This window comes from Streptomyces sp. YIM S03343 (genome assembly GCF_054729195.1).
In genome coordinates, this window is sequence record NZ_JBPUKX010000001.1 from 448,845 (window position 1) to 465,156 (window position 16,312).

14 protein-coding genes and 2 pseudogenes are annotated in these 16,312 nt (G+C 73.2%); 10 read left to right on the top strand and 6 right to left on the bottom strand.

Annotated features, from left to right (window positions below; translation table 11 throughout):
- Positions 1–110 precede the first annotated feature (110 nt).
- The 4 genes from ACSYGN_RS02040 to ACSYGN_RS02055 all read right to left on the bottom strand — a co-directional run bounded on the left by ACSYGN_RS02040 (position 111) and on the right by ACSYGN_RS02055 (position 3,893).
- Positions 111–557: a hypothetical protein gene (locus ACSYGN_RS02040; protein ID WP_460391165.1), complete on the bottom strand. Its 447-nt coding sequence runs from the start codon at positions 555–557 to the stop codon at positions 111–113.
- Positions 557–2,038: a multicopper oxidase domain-containing protein gene (locus ACSYGN_RS02045; protein ID WP_460391167.1), complete on the bottom strand. Its 1,482-nt coding sequence runs from the start codon at positions 2,036–2,038 to the stop codon at positions 557–559. Before ACSYGN_RS02045 ends, ACSYGN_RS02040 begins: the two co-directional genes overlap by 1 nt.
- Complete coding sequence (locus ACSYGN_RS02050; protein ID WP_460391169.1) at positions 2,019–3,353, bottom strand: TIGR04053 family radical SAM/SPASM domain-containing protein; 1,335 nt, start codon at positions 3,351–3,353, stop codon at positions 2,019–2,021. The genes ACSYGN_RS02045 and ACSYGN_RS02050 overlap by 20 nt, the downstream gene beginning before the upstream one ends.
- A gap of 321 nt (positions 3,354–3,674) precedes the next feature.
- On the bottom strand, positions 3,675–3,893 hold the full coding sequence (locus ACSYGN_RS02055) for a hypothetical protein (protein WP_460391171.1): 219 nt from the start codon (positions 3,891–3,893) through the stop codon (positions 3,675–3,677).
- Positions 3,894–4,302: 409 nt separating this feature from the next.
- On the opposite strand from ACSYGN_RS02055, the gene narJ reads away from it, so the two are divergent.
- The 8 genes and pseudogenes from narJ (at position 4,303) to ACSYGN_RS02095 (ending at position 12,594) form a co-directional block, all read left to right on the top strand.
- Positions 4,303–4,926 carry a nitrate reductase molybdenum cofactor assembly chaperone gene (gene narJ, locus ACSYGN_RS02060; protein ID WP_460391173.1) on the top strand — a complete coding sequence of 208 codons (624 nt, stop codon included), beginning with the start codon at positions 4,303–4,305 and terminating at the stop codon, positions 4,924–4,926.
- Between the two features lie 145 nt (positions 4,927–5,071).
- Positions 5,072–5,707, top strand: coding sequence for a vitamin K epoxide reductase family protein (locus ACSYGN_RS02065; protein ID WP_460391175.1), 636 nt, complete (start codon positions 5,072–5,074; stop codon positions 5,705–5,707).
- 108 nt (positions 5,708–5,815) lie between these two features.
- Positions 5,816–6,082, top strand: a pseudogene (locus tag ACSYGN_RS02070) (DUF6457 domain-containing protein); the annotation flags it as partial.
- Between the two features lie 732 nt (positions 6,083–6,814).
- Positions 6,815–7,531, top strand: a complete 717-nt coding sequence (gene epsC, locus ACSYGN_RS02075) for a serine O-acetyltransferase EpsC (protein ID WP_460391177.1) — start codon at positions 6,815–6,817, stop codon at positions 7,529–7,531.
- Positions 7,528–8,496: a cysteine synthase A gene (cysK, locus tag ACSYGN_RS02080; RefSeq protein ID WP_460391179.1), complete on the top strand. Its 969-nt coding sequence runs from the start codon at positions 7,528–7,530 to the stop codon at positions 8,494–8,496. Before epsC ends, cysK begins: the two co-directional genes overlap by 4 nt.
- Positions 8,497–9,023: 527 nt before the next feature.
- Positions 9,024–9,704 (top strand): phosphate signaling complex protein PhoU, encoded by a 681-nt coding sequence (gene phoU / locus ACSYGN_RS02085; protein ID WP_460391181.1) that lies wholly within the window; start codon positions 9,024–9,026, stop codon positions 9,702–9,704.
- Between the two features lie 782 nt (positions 9,705–10,486).
- Positions 10,487–11,149, top strand: coding sequence for a response regulator transcription factor (locus ACSYGN_RS02090; protein WP_460391183.1), 663 nt, complete (start codon positions 10,487–10,489; stop codon positions 11,147–11,149).
- Positions 11,146–12,594 (top strand): sensor histidine kinase, encoded by a 1,449-nt coding sequence (locus ACSYGN_RS02095; protein ID WP_460391185.1) that lies wholly within the window; start codon positions 11,146–11,148, stop codon positions 12,592–12,594. The genes ACSYGN_RS02090 and ACSYGN_RS02095 overlap by 4 nt, the downstream gene beginning before the upstream one ends.
- Here ACSYGN_RS02095 and ACSYGN_RS02100 read toward each other — a convergent pair.
- Complete coding sequence (locus tag ACSYGN_RS02100; RefSeq protein ID WP_460403173.1) at positions 12,575–12,829, bottom strand: hypothetical protein; 255 nt, start codon at positions 12,827–12,829, stop codon at positions 12,575–12,577. The two genes, ACSYGN_RS02095 and ACSYGN_RS02100, sit on opposite strands and share 20 nt — an antisense overlap.
- A 9-nt stretch (positions 12,830–12,838) precedes the next feature.
- A pseudogene (locus ACSYGN_RS02105) lies at positions 12,839–12,922 on the bottom strand (hypothetical protein); the annotation flags it as partial.
- Positions 12,923–13,241: 319 nt separating this feature from the next.
- Here ACSYGN_RS02105 and ACSYGN_RS02110 point away from each other — a divergent pair.
- The gene (locus ACSYGN_RS02110) at positions 13,242–14,615 is read left to right on the top strand and encodes an FAD-binding oxidoreductase (RefSeq protein ID WP_460391187.1); all 1,374 of its coding nucleotides are present in this window, start codon (positions 13,242–13,244) and stop codon (positions 14,613–14,615) included.
- Positions 14,616–14,729: 114 nt separating this feature from the next.
- Complete coding sequence (locus tag ACSYGN_RS02115) at positions 14,730–16,286, top strand: acetolactate synthase large subunit (protein WP_460391189.1); 1,557 nt, start codon at positions 14,730–14,732, stop codon at positions 16,284–16,286.
- Positions 16,287–16,312 lie beyond the last annotated feature (26 nt).

The window sequence follows — 16,312 nt, forward strand, 5'->3', positions numbered from 1 at the left end:
CCCGTCCGGCGTTTGAGGACGAGGCCCGAAGGGCCGATATGGGGGGTCTGGGGGCGCAGCCCCCAGGGACGGGAACGGGAAGGGGCGGCGGGGGCGAAAACCCGCCGGGCTCAGGTCGCCGGCAGGGCCGTGGCCAGGACGACGATGCCGAGGGAGCCGACGAGCGACACCACCGCAAGCGCACGGGCCAGGTCGCCGCGGCCCTTGGACTGGGCGAGGCCGTGGCCGCCCGCGGCGATCATCACCACGACGAACAGCCCGAGCTTGGTCGCCAGGGTGCGTCCGTAGCCCGGTTCGGCGAGCGAGGCCCAGGTGACGCCCTTGTGCCAGGCCATCGCCCAGCCGGTACCCAGCTGGACCGGCAGGAACACCGCACCGGTCAGCATCCCGAACCGGCGCCCCGCCGCGGCCGAGAACCTGTCCTTGGCCTCCGCGTCGAGCAGATGGCGGGCGAGCGGCAGGACCACCAGGGACAGGGCGAGTTGTCCGCCGACCCACAGCGCGGCCCCGGCCACATGGAAGAACCGCACCAGGGACCACACGCCCACGGAGCCCATCAGCGGGTCACCTCCACCGTTCCGCGCGCTCCGGCCTCGGCGTGGCGCATGTCGTGGTCGACGAACGAGTAGTGGCCGGCCTCGGAGAACGTCGTCTCGACGAACCCGCCCTGCGCGGCGGACAGGTCCAGCGCCTGGGAACCCCCGGAGCCGCCGGGCTTCAGCAGGTAGGCGCCCTCCTTGTACACGGTGTCGAAGACCGTGCCGACGATGTGGAAGGAGATGCCGTCGCTCGGTCCCGCGGCGACCACCCAGAAGCGGACCCGCTCACCGGCCTTCACCTTCAGGGGCCGTTGGACGTACTGGTTCGCCGCGCCGTTGAACACCCAGGCGTCCGGGGTGTCCGCGCGCATCTTCGCCACCTGGGCCGTGCTGCCGGGCGTGCCGAGGTAGAGCTCGGAGAAGACCAGCGCGTACTCGTGGTCCACCTTCTTCAGCCCCGGCGGGTCGATGATCACGGCGCCGAACATGCCGTTGCCTATGTGCTGGAGCATCGGCATGGTGCTGCAGTGGTACAGCCAGGCCCCGGCGTGTTGGGCGCGGAAGCGGTAGACCAGCCGCTCGCCGGGCTGGATGGTGCGCATGGGACGGTCGGGGGCGAGGGTGCCGGCGTGGAAGTCGATGCCGTGGCCCATGGAGGGGTCGTCGTTGACGAGGGTCACCTCGAAGACGTCGCCGACCTTGCCGTGCAGGGTGGGTCCGGGGGCGGTGCCGCCGAAGGTCCAGATCTCCTGCTTCACCCCCGGGGCCACCTCGGCCTTGGTACGGGTGGCGTGCAGTTCGACCTTGTGGACGGTGCCGCCGGGCACCGGTTCGAGGGTGGCGTCGCGGGACTGCCAGCCCTGGGAGAAGTCGGCGGACAGGTCCAGGCCGCCGGTGCCCGTGGTGGTCGTCGCGGAGGACCCGCCGCCGCTCATGTCCATACCGCTCATGTCGCCGGAGGCATCCGTGGTGCCGCTCGTTCCACTCGTCCCGGCGATGGTGATGTCCATGCTCATCCCGGCCGCCCGGTGTCCCGGCACGGTGCACCAGGCCTCGCGGCTCTCCGTGACCGTGCCGAGGTCCAGCACCTTGCTGTCGCCGTCGGAGAGCATGGGGGTGCTCGGCCCGTCCTGGACCTTGAGGTCGTGGCGCTGGGCGTCGGCGTTGGTCACCTTCAGCCGCAGATGCGTGCCCGCGGCGACCTCGATCTTCGCGGGGCGGATCCGCATGTTCGCCAGGGTGACGGCGACGGTGCGGGTGGTGCCGTAGCCGCCGCCGACGCCGGCGCTCGCCTGGTCGCCGGCGCCGCCGCCGCTGTTGGCGAACAGCACGGCCAGGACGACGATGACGACACCGGCGGCGGTGCCCCACAGGGCGGGGCGCGAGAAGGCGGGGGCCTCAGGGGCATCGTTCTGCGGGGCGTCAGCCTTCAGGCCGCCGACCGCCGGATCACCGGCCGTCGGCTCACCGGCCGTCGGCTCATCCGTCCTGCCGGCCATGCTGCTCCTCCGTGCCCTGGCCGGCTGCCGGACGTGCGGCCGGGACCCTCGGCCCCGCCGAAGCGCTCCGGGACAGCAGCTCGGCGAGTTCCTGCCGGCGCGGGAAGGACCCGGGGACGTAGCCGCACCACGGTTCTTCGGCGAACGGGTCGCCGGTGACGCCGTAGGCCCGGGAGCGCGAGCCGCCGCAGACCCGGCGGAACTCGCACGTGCCGCACCGGCCGCCCAGCTTGTCGGGGTCCCGCAGCCCGGTGAACAGCTCCGAGGTGCGGTAGATCTCCGTGAGCGGGGTCTCGCGCACGTTGCCCGCGGCGAGCGGCAGGAAGCCGCTCGGGTGCACGGTCCCGGTGTGCGAGACGAACACGAAGCCGCGGCCCGCGTTGACGTCGAGCGGCGGGCGCCGCACCCGGCGGGCGACGGCGTTCAGGCCCAGCTCGGCGGCGCGTTCGCGCAGTTCCTGGTAGAGCGGTCCGAGTCCGAGCACGGCGACATGGTCGTCGCCCGCGTCGGCAAGGATCCGCCGCTGGAGCACGACCCGGCGGAAGTGGTGGGCCTCGGTGGTCTTGGAGGGCACGGTCAGGCCGACGTCGTAGACGAAGTTGAGGACGTCCTCGACCTCGCCGGGCGTGAGCACGCCGAGCGCCTTGCCGCGGCCGGTGGGCACCAGGAAGAAGGCGCTCCAGAGGGTGGCGCCGTGGTCGGCGACGAGACGGACGATCGCGGGGAGGTCGTGCAGATTGTGCCGGGTGACGGTGGTGTTGATCTGCACCCTCATCCCGAGGGAGCGGGCCGCGTCCCAGGCGTCCAGGGTCCAGCCGAACACGCCCTTGACGCCGCGGAAGGTGTCGTGGGTCTCGGCGGTGGAGCCGTCGAGGCTGAGCGAGAGCGCCGCAGCCCCGGCCTCGTGCAGTTCGCGCAGCCGCTGCTCGGTGACGGTGGGCGTGCCGGACGGCGAGATGGCGACCTGGACGCCGACCTCGCGTCCGTAGGTGATGAGTTCGGTCAGGTCGGGGCGCTGGAACGGATCGCCGCCGGTGATGACGAACAGCGGGGCGGGCTGTCCGAACGCGGCGATCTGGCGCAGCAGGCCCTTGGCGGCCTCGGTGTCCAGCTCGCGCGGGTCACGGTTGGGGACGGCCTCGGCACGGCAGTGCAGACAGGCCAGCGGACAGGCCCGGGTGGACTCCCAGATGACGATGAACGGCCGCTCACCGGCGTCGTGCCGCTGACGGCGGATCAACCGGGGGCTGTGGGCGGGGCCCTGGGCGGGAGCGGGGGTGGGTGCAGGGGTGGACGCGGGGATCTCCATGGTCATCGCGCTGCCCTGCCCGAGGTGCGCAGGCTGTGTCCGGTCACCCGTGAGACAGGGCAGACACGCCGGGCGACCGGACGGTGACCGGGCCGGACGCCGCGACATTGCCACCGAAAGCGTGCGCGATGGAAACGGTCGAGCGGACGTTCGGGACGGTCGTACACGGGGCACCTCCGGGATCGGGCGGCTGCCAGCATCCCCCCGCAGCGACGACCGGCGCGGCGGCCGATGGTCCCGTGCGGCATGAGCCATAAGTCCCGAGGGCCTCACAGTCCATGGGCCGAAGGTCCTTTTTCCCGGACACCCGGTCGGTATCCTGCGGGATCATGATGTGTCAGGGGCGGGGGGAAACACCGGGCGCGGTACGGGGCGGAAGGGCTCCGGGAGACGGTGTTCCGGGAAGGTGATCTTCTGGGCCGTCGCTTCGGCGCGGATCTCGCGCCTGCCGCTGCTGCCGCGCAGCAGCATCACCGGCCCGGCGAGGGTCAGGGCGGTAGCGACCGCTCCGAGCAGGGTGCGGGCCCGGCGGCTCGATCCGTCCATGCCGTGACTTCCTCCTGCCCTCGCCACTCGCGCCGGCGGCCCCGAGGTGCGCGGCGGGTGCGCCGGTCGCGGACACCTGCCGTACAAATGGCGCGTCCGGCCGTGGTGTGCGGCCGGACGCGCTGTCGAGTCGGGCGACTGGCGCCGTACGCACCATGCCCGCGGCGACCAGGGACGGGGAATTGGCCGCCCACCGGCATGGGATGCGGTCGTACAGATTTGTTGGGCATCTGCGACTCGATCCCTCACAGGATGCAGCGCCGGGCCCGCTCGTCCACACCGCCGACCGGCCCCCACCGCAGGGACCTTTGGCCCCCTTGCCGGTCCTCGGACAGGGACCCTGGGGCATCCCTGAAGGGACCGCCAGCCCCAGGTGCACCTCGACGAACTCCGCATAATGTCGCGCGACATGGAGAACAATCAGGGGGCGCTCAGTGCTGCTCCCGGCGGGGTCGCCGTCCGGACGGCACGGCGGCTGAGCCCCGAGGAGACGGCGGACCGGGCCCTGCTGCTGCGGCTGCTGTCGCTTCTCCTGCGCCGCCCGGACACGGGATTCGCCGCTGCCCGACCGGTGCTCGTCGCCACCGTGGACGCGCTTCCACCCTCCCCGGCGGCCGCCGGACTGGCCGCGTTCACCGGCTGGCTGGAGGAACAGGAGCCCGGCGCACCGGTGCGGCACCACACCGAGGCGTTCGGCCCGGACGGCCCCGACGGCACAGCCGGTCTGCGCCTCACCCGCTACCTGGACGGCGACACCCGCCGCCGGGAGATGGCCCTGCTCACCCTCGCCCAGCGCTACCGCGCCGCGGGCTGGGACATCGACGACGGCGAACAGCCCGACCATCTCCCCGTGATGCTGGAGTTCGCCGCCCTCACCGGCCCCGGCAAGGGCGAGGCTCCGCTGCGCCAGCACCGCCGCGGCCTCGAACTCGTGCACCACGCCCTCACCGACGCGGGCTCCCCCTACCGGCATCTGCTCGCCGCTCTCCTCGCCCTCGTGCCGCCGCCGTCCGGGCCGGAGGGCGGCCGATGAGCACAGCCGGGTCCCGTATCGTCGCCACCGTCCCCACCGCCACCGGCGGCGCCGACCCGAGTGCCGGCCCGAGTGCCGCCCCGATGCCCCCCACCCGCTCGGCCGCGGTATGCGCGCGGTCGGCTTCCGCCTCTCGGAGGACCGCATGACCACCGGGCCCGCTCTTGCCCCGGATCCCACCACCGACCGCCCGGGCAGTCTGGTGGGCGCGAGCCGCCGTACAGCCCTGGTGATCCTCGTCACCGGGATCATCGGCTGGCTCGCCTCGTTCGAACTGACCGTGGACGACTGGCGGATCCTGCGCGACCCCAGCTACCAGCCCGCGTGCAACATCAGCCCGATCGTCAACTGCGGCAGCGTGATGTCCAGCCCGGAGGGCCGGATCTTCGGCTTCCCCAACATGCTGCTCGGGCTCGGCGCCTACGCCGCCGTGATCACCCTGGCGGTCGTGGTGCTCTCCGGCTCACGACTGCACCGGCGGCTGTGGCTGGCGCTGGACGCCGGTGCGCTGGTGGGCGTGGTGTTCGTGCACTTCCTGATCGTGCAGTCCCTCTACCAGCTGAACAAGATCTGCCCCTACTGTGTCGTCATCTGGGTCATCACCATCGCGATGTTCTGGTTCGTGAACCTGCACTGTCTGGAGCAGGGCATCGTCAAGGCGCCGAAGGGCGTGATGACAGTCCTGAAGGACACCCACTGGATGATGCTCGGCGCCTGGTACGGGGTGATCGCGCTGCTCATCGGCACCCGGTTCTGGGACTACTGGAGCAGCCTGCTGTAGGCGCCCGCGGCTCGGGGGTGCGGGGGACGCGCCGCGGCTCCCCCGCACCCCGGGGGCTCATGGAAATCCACTGGAAATCCGCCCAGGAAAGAGATCATGGACGACACCCTCGAGAAGTGGACCGCCGCCGTCCTGGCGGAGTTCGGCATCGATCTGGAGGTCGACCGGGACCTGCTCCTCGACCTCGCGGGCGCTGCCGCGCGCGGGGTCGCCCGGCCCGCCGCTCCGCTGACGGCCTTCCTGGTCGGCTATGCGGCGGGGCGGGCGGGCGGCGGCCCGGAAGCGGTGGCCTCCGCGGCCGGGCGCGCCACGGAACTCGCCGCCCGCTGGGCCGAGGAGGAGGCCGGCGAGCGGACCGGTTCCGGGAACGCGTGACGCCCGGCCGTACGGCGTCCGTACACGTCCGAGCCGCGCGGACGGCAGTCGGCGCGAGGTGCGAGGTGAGGTGCGGGGCAGGCCCACGAGGCCGGGCCGCGCGGACCGGGCGCACCGCCGTCAGCCGTCCGCGGAAGGCTACTGTCCGGCCGCGCGGGACGGGTATGACGGGCGGCCGGACAGTGTCCGAAGGGCGAGGCACCGTTCCCGGCCACGGCTCCTGGTTCGGAGTGTGCGTGGCCCGCAGATGGGAGCGGAGTTCCGTGGCATCCCGCCGTTCGGCTCCGGGCAGTAGCGTCGTCGCACCGAAGCCGATCATGCGCGGGCCGGACAGTCCCCTCGTCCGAGGCCGCTGGTCCCGCCACCGATGTACCGATCCGGACCGTTCGGCCCCACCGTGCCAGGCGCTTCGGACGAGGCGCCGAGGCCGAAGAGGGCCGTAACGTTTTCCTCCACGGACAACGGACAACGGACGAAGGCACAGTGCCGGCGCCGATGCCGGTGCCGGTGCCGGGTCTTCGGAAGCCCCCGCCGCGGGGGCGCCGACACATTCCCCAACAGGGACCCGCGGCTCGCGGAGGTCTGCTTCGACCAAGGGCAGGCACTTGTGGAGCCCGCCACGGCGGTGACAGACCTCCGCGCTTACTCTCCTATGACAGCCGCTGTCCCCTCTGCCCGGCGAGCACGGCGTGCCCCGCAGCGCGTCGCGACCGGCCCCACAGAAAGATTCGTATGATCTTCGAAGATCTCCGGACCGCCTGCCGAAAGGACCCTGCCCTGCACGGGATCCATAGGGCCGAGGTGCTGCTGTATCCCGGCCTGTGGGCCATCTGGTCGCACCGGGTCGCCCACGCACTGCACCGGCTCGGTCTGCCGCTCCTGCCCCGGCTGCTGTCCCAACTGGCCCGCGCCTTCACGGGTATAGAGATCCATCCGGGCGCGGTCATCGGGCGCCGTTTCTTCATCGACCACGGCATGGGCGTGGTCATCGGCGAGACCGCCGTGGTGGGGAACGACGTGATGATGTACCACCGTGTCACCCTGGGCGGCACCGGCTGGTGGAAGGACCGGAAGTCGGCCAAGCGCCATCCCACGATCGGCGACCGGGTCGTCCTCGGGGTCGGCGCGACCGTGCTCGGTGACGTCGAGGTCGGTCCCGACACCATGATCGGCGCGCATGCCCTGGTACTGCGCGACGTACCGGCGCACTCGCGGGTGCACGCGGCGCAGGCCACCGCCACCGTCCCTCCCCCGGACCAGGACCGTCAGGACCCTGAGGAGCCCGGCTCCCCGGACTCCGCCGACCGTTCTCCCCGCCCCGAAGACCCCCGTTCCCGAGATTCCCGCCCCGAAGAACCCCGCTCCAAGGACCCCCGTTCCGAGGACGCCGTCACGGCACACCGTGCCGGGATCCTCACCTCCGCAGACGAAAGAGACGTACGGCCATGACGAACCCTGCCCCCGAGACCGCGTCGGACACCGCGGCCGCTCCGGCCATCGCGCCGTCGGTCACCGCCCTGATAGGCCGCACCCCGCTGGTCGAGCTGAACCGTTACGGCGCCGATCTTCCCGCGCGTCTGGTCGTGAAGCTGGAGTCCGCCAACCCCGGCGGCAGCGTCAAGGACCGTATCGCCCTGGCGATGATCGAGGACGCCGAGGCCACCGGCAAGCTGACCCCCGGTGCCCGGATCATCGAGCCGACCAGCGGCAACACCGGCATCGGCCTGGCCATGGTGGCCGCCGCCAAGGGCTATCCGGTGACCTTCGTGATGCCCGAGACCATGACCAAGGAGCGGCGCGCCCTGCTCACCGCGTACGGCGCCGAGCTGATCCTGACCCCGGGCCCCGAGGGCATGAAGGGCGCCGTCGCGCGGGCCACCGAACTGTCCGAGGAGAACGGCTGGTTCATGCCGCAGCAGTTCCGTAACCCGGCCAACCCCGATGTGCACCGCCGCACCACCGCGCAGGAGATCTGGCAGGACACGGCGGGCCAGGTCGACGTGCTGGTGGCCGGTGTGGGCACCGGCGGCACGGTCACCGGGGTCGGCAAGGTCCTCAAGGAGAAGAACCCCGGCATCACGGTGATCGCCGTGGAACCGGCCGAGTCGGCCGTCCTGTCCGGCGGCTCCGCCGGCCCGCACCGCATCCAGGGCCTCGGCGCCGGTTTCGTGCCCGAGGTGCTCGACACCGGGATCTACGACTCCGTGCAGCGGATCTCCGCGGACCAGGCCCGTGCCACGGCGCGGGAGCTGGCGCGCGCCGAGGGCATCCTGGTCGGCATCTCGGGCGGCGCCGCCCTGCACGCGGCGACGATCATCGCCGGGTATCCGCAGCACAAGGGGGCGATGATCGTCGTCGTCCTGCCGGACACCGGGGAGCGGTACCTCAGCACGGATCTGTTCCAGGACGCCTGACGGCTCCGCCGAACACCGGCCGGGCTCTCGCGGTTCCCGAGGGGACCGCGGGGGTCCGGCCGCGGTGGTGTCCGGGGGCGGGCCACACCGTCCCCTGGCCGGGCCGGGCCGCCCAGCCGCAGGCAATCGCCCAGCCGCGGGCAATCGTGCCGCTGGGGCGGCACGGGTGGGCGCGGCGGCACCCCGTAATCGCCGGGCCGCGCACCCCACCCCCGCCGCACCGCAACACCGGGCGCCCCCTACCAGCGCCGTGCCCGGTGTCCGTCGGCGGGGCCGTCAGCCGCTGCACGCAGCCGTCACCGTCCCGCAGAGGTGGCATGCCATGCCGGCGCCGTCAGGGATCGTGCCCCGCAGCCCGCGCCGCACGATCAGCAAAGGAGCCGAGGCAAGCTCCCGTGCGACTCCGGCCGAGAGGCCGACCCGTCCCGTTCACGTCCCGGACCAGAGGCGGCACAGCACGGTGTGCGAGCCTGGCAGCAGCGGGCACAGACGTGGGCCAAGAACTTGCGAGACCTGGAGGAATGCCGATGCGCGTCGCATATCACGAGGAACTGGACTCGGTCCGGAACGACCTGGTCGAGATGGCCAGGCTGGCCGGTTCGGCGATGGGCCGGGCCACCGCCGCACTGCTCGACGCCGATGTCCAGCTGGCGGAGCGCGTCATATCCGCCGACGACGCGATCGACGATCTGCACCGCGCGCTGGAGGAGAAGGCGATCGCCCTGCTGGCCCGTCAGCAGCCCGTCGCCACCGATCTGCGCACCGTGGTCACCTCGCTGCGGATGAGCTCCGATCTGGAGCGCGCCGGTGACCTGGCCCGCAATGTGGCCACCATCGCCCGGCTGCGCTTCCCCGAACGGGCCGTTCCCGGTGATCTGCACCGCACCATCCTGGAGATGGGCCAGCTCGCCCAGCGGCTGATGGCACAGGCCGGGGAGGTCCTACTCACCCGGGACACGGTGGCCGCGCTCCAGATGGAGAAGGACGACGACCGCATGGACGAACTGCACCGCGCGATCTTCCAGCATCTGATGGACGAGCAGTGGAAGCACGGCGTCGAGACAGCGGTGGACGTCACCCTCGCGGGCCGCTACTACGAACGCTTCGCCGACCACGCCGTGGCCGTCGGACACCGGGTGATCTACCTCGTCACCGGGGAACACGCCGAGATACAGCCCACTCCCCCGCCCATCTTCCCGATTCGCTGACCCGCGTACTCCCGGTAATCCCGGCTTTCCGGGTCCTGGGGCCCGGCATCCGGACGCCCGCCGTGTCTCGCCTCGAACAACCGTGCATGTGAGAGTCGATATCCTGCCACCGGGTGGCTGATTTTCGCCGCCCAGAACAGGACGCACCATGAAGACTCCCGGCACCCCGGGCACTCCCCCGCCCCCGGTCAGCGACCCGGACCCCTCGGCAGTGACCTGCCCCGGCGACCTGGTCGGCCCCTGCGCCGGCTGCAGCCGCAAGACCCAGCGCTACGGCCGTGGCGGCAGCCCCCTGTGCAGGTGGTGCGCGGCGCCGGTGATGGCCCGGTGGGGGCCGAACGTCCGCCATGTCAGTATCCGCCCACAGGGCACGTAGCGCTCCGCCGGAAGCGCCTACCGTCTGCCGTCTGCCGTCTGCCGTCTGCCGTCTGCGGCACCGTTGTGGCAGGTCGCGCCCACGCGGCGGAGCCGCATATCGCTACAGCCCCGCGCCCCTTTGGGGCGCTGCCCAACCGCAGCGGACTTACCCGGCCGGCTTTGGCCCGACAGCAGGGCACCGGCGTAAGCCCGCGGCCGCTCGACACGCACATTTCCAGCCGCCAGGGAACCCGGCCCCGCTCCCAGTCGTCTACAGTTCCGTAGACCGTCTACCTGGCTGTAGTCACCGGGCCGTGTGCCGCGCGCGCCCCTGATCCGTTCCCTCGCACGAGGGTGCTCGACGACGACCGCTGCTGTCGCCCTGGTGCCTGCCGCCGTGAGCATCGCGAGCACCACGGAGAAGCATGCGCCCCAAGATCCTGGTCGTCGAGGACGATCACGCGCTGCGTGACGCGCTCAGGCGCGGTCTGCACGACGAGGACTTCCAGGCCGTCCCGGCCGCCGACGGCGCCACCGCGCTGCGGCTCGCGAGCGACACGATCGCCGCCGCCGTGCTGGACGTGGGGCTGCCCGACGCGGACGGGCGGGACGTGTGCCAGGCGCTGCGGGCCAACGGGTTCGGGGCGCCGGTGATCTTCCTGACCGCGCGCCACGGGCTGACCGACCGGCTGTCGGGGTTCTCGGCGGGCGGAGACGACTATCTGCCCAAGCCGTTCCATCTCGCCGAACTCGTCGCCCGGCTGCGCGCCGCCCTCAAGCGGGCCGCGCCTGCGCCCGCCGCGACCGCCGGTGACCTGATGCTCGACGCGGTCCGGCACTCCGTCACCGTGCACGGCGTCCCCGTCGCCCTGACCCCCACCGAGTTCCGGCTGCTGGCCACGCTCATGGCGGCGGGCGGCGGTCTGGTGCGGCGGCGTGAGCTGGTCCGGGCGGCGTGGCCGGAGGGCGCGCAGGTCAGCGAGAACACCCTGGACCAGTATCTGACCCGGCTGCGCCGCAAGCTGCGCGAGGCGGGCAGTACGACGACGGTCGGCACCGCGCGCGGGATCGGACACCGGCTGTCGTGACGGCGGACCAGCGCACCGGCCCGGCCCTCGGGGGCCTGCTGCCCGGACTGTGGCGGCGGCTCGCCCCCCGCACCCTGCGCGGTCGGCTGTCCCTGGTGGCGGTCGCCGCCGCCGCGCTGCTGATGGCCGCGCTGACCCTGGTGTTCGTCGCCGTGGTGAACCGGCATCTGCAGGTGCAGGCGGACGACGAGCTGCGCGCCCGGGCGGCGGCCGTGGCCACCACCGTCGACACCAGCGGGCCGCGCGTCCGGGTCCTGGAGACGGTGAACGACCGGCTGCTCGACTCCAATGTGTGGATCTACGCCGGGACCCGGCTGCTGGAGAAGCCGCCGTCGGCCGGGAGCACCGGCCCGCTGACCCGGGCGGCGGACCGGCTGGCCGCGCGGGACGGGCTGGCCTGCGCCACCCTGCACACGGCGGGGCAGGCCACCCAGGTCACCGCCGGCTCCCGGCCGATACGGCTGTGCGCCCGCCCTGTCGCCGGACCCGGGCGGTCCGACGCCGCCACCGTCGTCACCGCCCTGGACCTCGCGCCGTACCGGAGTTCCGCCGACACGCTGTTGTTCGGGGCGCTGAGCCTGGACGTCGTCATGCTGGCGTGCACCTATCTGCTGACCCGGCTGGCCGTGGGGCGGGCGCTGCGGCCGGTGCGGACGATGACCGACCAGGCCACCCGGTGGAGTGCGGTGGCCTCGGACGACCGGTTCGGCGCCGCGGAGCACCCGGCCGAGCTGTCCCGGCTGGGCACGTCGCTCGACGCGCTGCTGGACCGGATACGTGCCGTGCTGCGGCACGAGCAGCGGCTGACCGGGGAGCTGTCGCACGAGCTGCGCACCCCGCTCACCCGGATCGTCATCGAGATGGACTGGTGGCAGGCCCGCCCGCGCAGCGACGAGGAGACACGGGCCGCCTTCGAGGTGGTGTCCGAGGCCGCGCAGACCATGCGGAGCATCTGTGACACGCTGCTCAGTGACGCCCGGGAGAGCGTGCGGCATCCGCCGGCCGCGCCCGGTACGGCGTCCGTGGCGCCGGTGCTGCGCGGGCTGGTCGGGCGCCTCGACACGCCGGAGGGAGTGACGGCCGGGGTGGAGACGACACGCCCGGAGCCCAAGGCGGGTGTCCCGTCCGCGCTGCTGGAGCGCATCGTCAGCCCGCTGCTGGTCAACGCCGTGCGCTACGCCCGCTCCAGGGTGACCGTGTCCGCGCGGGCCGTGCCCGGTGCCGTACGGATCGAGGTGACCGACGACGGGCCGGGCGTGCCGGAGGGGTTCGCCGCCGAGTTGTTCCAGCCCGGCCGGCGCGCCGACCGGGCGGACGGGCACGACGGCGCGGGCCTCGGACTGCCGCTCGCACGGCGTCTGGCCCGCGCCGTCGGCGGCGAGGTGTCCCACGACCCCGGGCACGCCCCCGGAGCCCGCTTCACCGTCACCCTGCCTCCCGGCTGAGCTCCCGCTCCGGCTCCTCGTACGTCATCGTGGTCCTGCGCTCGCGGACATGGGCGTGGGCCATCAGACCGAACAGGACGGCCAGCAGAACAGCGGAGGAGCCCGCGGTGCCGAGGTCCAGGCCGCCCTTGGCGACCGGCTTGGTGAGAAAGTCCCCGGCCGTGGCGCCGAGCGGGCGGGTGAGGACGAAGGCGATCCAGAACAGCAGCACGTTCGGCACGACCGGCACCCTCATCAGCGCGACGAGCACCGCGAGCGTCCCCGAGACCAGCAGGGCGCCCCCGAGATACCCGAGGCCGGAGCTGTCGGACAGGAAGTCGCCCATGGAGGTGCCGAACGTGGCTGGAGACCATCACGTTGAACTCATCCTGACCACGTCACGGACCCGGGCGGCCACCGGCCGGGTCCGTGACCGGACCATCGGCCGGACCATCGGCCGGGACATCGGCTGGGACATCGGACGGGACACGGCTGGAGGCACGGCCGGGGGCACGGCCGGAACACGCCTCGGACGCGACCAGGACAGGGTCAACCGGCCCTGTTCCGGGGCCAGTTGGGCCGGTTCATCGGGGTGTCCGGTGGGCGCATCATGGCGCGGCGCGGCAGGGTGCCGCGGGTACGGGCGGCGGCGGTGAGGGGGCCGGGGCATGGCGGACACGGTGGACCTGCTGGCCGGGGTGGTGGGTGCGGAGCATGTGCTGAGCGGGGACGCGGTTCCCGAGGAGTACGGTCACGACGAGTCGCTGACCGCTCCCGCGCGGCTGCCCGAGCATGTGGTGCGTCCGGCGTCGGCGGCGGAGGTGGCGGGCGTCCTGGAGGTGGCGGGCGCGCTGCGGGTCCCGGTGACGGCGCGGGGGTCGGGCACCGGGTTGTCCGGCGCCTGTGTGCCCCGGGCGGACGGGATCGTGGTGTCGTTCGAGCGGATGAACCGGATCCTGGAGCTCGACACGGTCAACCAGGTCGCCGTGGTGCAGCCCGGCGTCACCCTGGACGAGCTGGACGCGCGGGCCGCGGAGGCGGGGTTGTGCTATCCGGTGCGGCCGGGCGAGCAGAGTGCGTCGGTCGGCGGCACGATCGCCACCAACGCGGGCGGCATGTACGCCGTACGGCACGGGGTGACCCGGCATCATGTGCTCGGCGTGGAGGCGGTGCTGGCCTCCGGCGAGATCGTGCGCAGCGGCGGCAAGTACGTCAAGACCAGCACCGGTTACGACCTGACGCAGTTGCTCGTCGGCTCCGAGGGCACGCTCGCGCTGGTCACGGAGGCGACGCTGCGCCTTGTGCCGCGCGCCGCGCACACCGCGACGGTGCTGGCGCCGTTCGGCTCGGCCGACGAGGTGTCCGGGGCGGTGCCGCGGCTGCTGACGGCGGGCCTCGAACCGCTGGCGCTGGAGTACATCGACCTGCTGACCATGGCCGCGATCATCGCCGACCACGACTTCGGGCTCGGGGTCCCCGAACAGATCCGCGACACCGCCCTCGGCTATCTGGCCGTGGTCCTGGAGGACCACTCGCCGGACCGGCTGGAGGAGGACGTGGAGACGGCCGGTGAGCGGCTGCTGGAGCTGGGCGCGCTCGACGTGTATGTGCTGCCTCCGGCCGCAGCGCGCCGTCTGGTTGAGGCGCGCGAGCACGCGTTCTGGACGGCGAAGGCGGCCGGTGCCGACGACGTGGTGGATCTCGTGGTGCCGCGGGCCTCGTTGCCGGGGCTGCTCGCCGAGGCGGACGTGATCGCCCGGGACAGCGGCTCGATCGTCACGGGCTGCGGGCACGCGGGCGACGGCAATGTGCATCTGGCGCTGTTCCAGCCGGACGCGAGGGCGCGGGACGTGGTCCTCCAGCGGCTGTTCAGGGCGAGTACGGCGCTGGGCGGCGCGGTGTCCGGTGAGCACGGGGTGGGCACGGCGAAGAAGCGGTACTTCCTGGAGCTCGCGGATCCGGCCAAGGTGGAGCTGATGCGCCGTATCAAGCTGGCCTTCGATCCCGGCGGGATCCTCAACCCGGACGTCCTGTTCGACTGACGGGTCCCGGTGACTGGTCCGGGGACCGGGTCCCGGAGACCGGGTGGCCGACCGGGTGACCAACGGCGTGACCGACGGCGTGACCGACAGAGTGTGTGAAAGGCGGAAACCAGCGTGAACGGTGCACGAGCCGTGGCCCGTACCCTCCTGGACAGCGGGGTCGAGATCGTCTTCGCCAACCCCGGCACGTCCGAGCTGCATTTCGTGGCCGCCCTCGACGACGAGCCCGGGCTGCGGGCCGTGCCGTGCCTGTTCGAGGGCGTGGCGACGGGAGCGGCCGACGGCTGGGGCAGGATGACCGGCCGCCCGGCCGCCACCCTGCTGCATCTCGGCCCCGGCCTCGCCAACGGTCTGGCCAACCTGCACAACGCGCGCCGCGCCGGGACCCCGGTGGTGAACCTGGTGGGCGACCACGCGACGTTCCACAAGCGCTACGACGCGCCGCTGGAGTCGGACGTCGACGCGGCGGCCCGTACCGTCTCCGGCTGGGTGCGCCGCTGCACCGACGCGGCCGGTGCGCCCGGTGACGCGGCCGAGGCGGTGGCCGCCGCGAGCGGTGCCCCGGGCCGGGTGGCCACGCTGCTGCTGCCCGCCGACGTGTCCTGGTCCGACGGCGCCGAGCCCGCGCCGCCGGTCGCGCCCCGGGCGGCCTCGCCGGTGCCGGAGCGGACCCTGGCCGAGGTGGCCGAGGCGCTGCGGGGCGGCGAGTCCGTGGCGCTGCTGCTGGGCGGACCGGCGACCCGGGAGGCTCCGCTGCGGGCGGCGGGCCGGGTCGCGGCGGCCACCGGTGCCCGGCTGCTGTGCGAGACCTTCCCCGCGCGGCTGGAGCGCGGGGCGGGCCTGCCCGAGGTGGAGCGGCTCGGCTATCTCGCCGAGGGCGCCATCGCCCAACTGGAGGGTGTGCGGCACCTCGTACTGGTGGGTGCCCGGGTGCCGGTGTCGTTCTTCGCGCACCCCGGGCTGCCCGGGCGGCTCACGCCCGAGGGCTGCCGGGTGCACACCCTGGCCACGCCCGCCGACGACGCGGCACAGGCCCTCGGCGCGCTCGCCGATCTGCTGGGCCCGCACGCCGAGGCCGCCGTCGCGCCGGCGTTCCGTCCCGAGGCGCCGAGTGGTCCGCTGACCGCGGAGAACGCGGCGGCGGCCGTGGCGGCGGTGCTGCCGGAGGGCGCGATCGTGGTGGACGAGGCCAACACCTCGGGGCTGTGGCTGCCCGGCGCCACGGCGGGCGCGCCGCGGCACGACTGGCTGACGCTCACCGGTGGCGCGATCGGCCAGGGTCTGCCGCTCGCCGCCGGTGCCGCGCTCGCCTGCCCGGACCGGCCGGTGCTGTGCCTGGAGGCCGACGGCAGTGCCATGTACACCGTCTCGGCGCTGTGGACGCACGCCCGGGAGGGTCTGGACATCACGACCGTGGTCTTCGCCAACGGCGCCTACTCGATCCTGGAGATGGAGTACCAGCGGCTGGGCGCGTCGTCGGGCGAGGGGACGGCGCGGCGCGATCTGCTGGACCTGTCGCGGCCGGGCCTGGACTTCGTCTCGCTGGCGCACGGCATGGGCGTACCGGCGTCACGCGCGACCGCCGCGGAGGATCTGACGGACCAGTTGCACAAGGCGTTCGCCGAGCCGGGGCCGCATCTGATCGAGGCCGTGGTGCCGCCGCTGTTCTGAGGGTTGTCGACCTCCGTTGCTCGGAG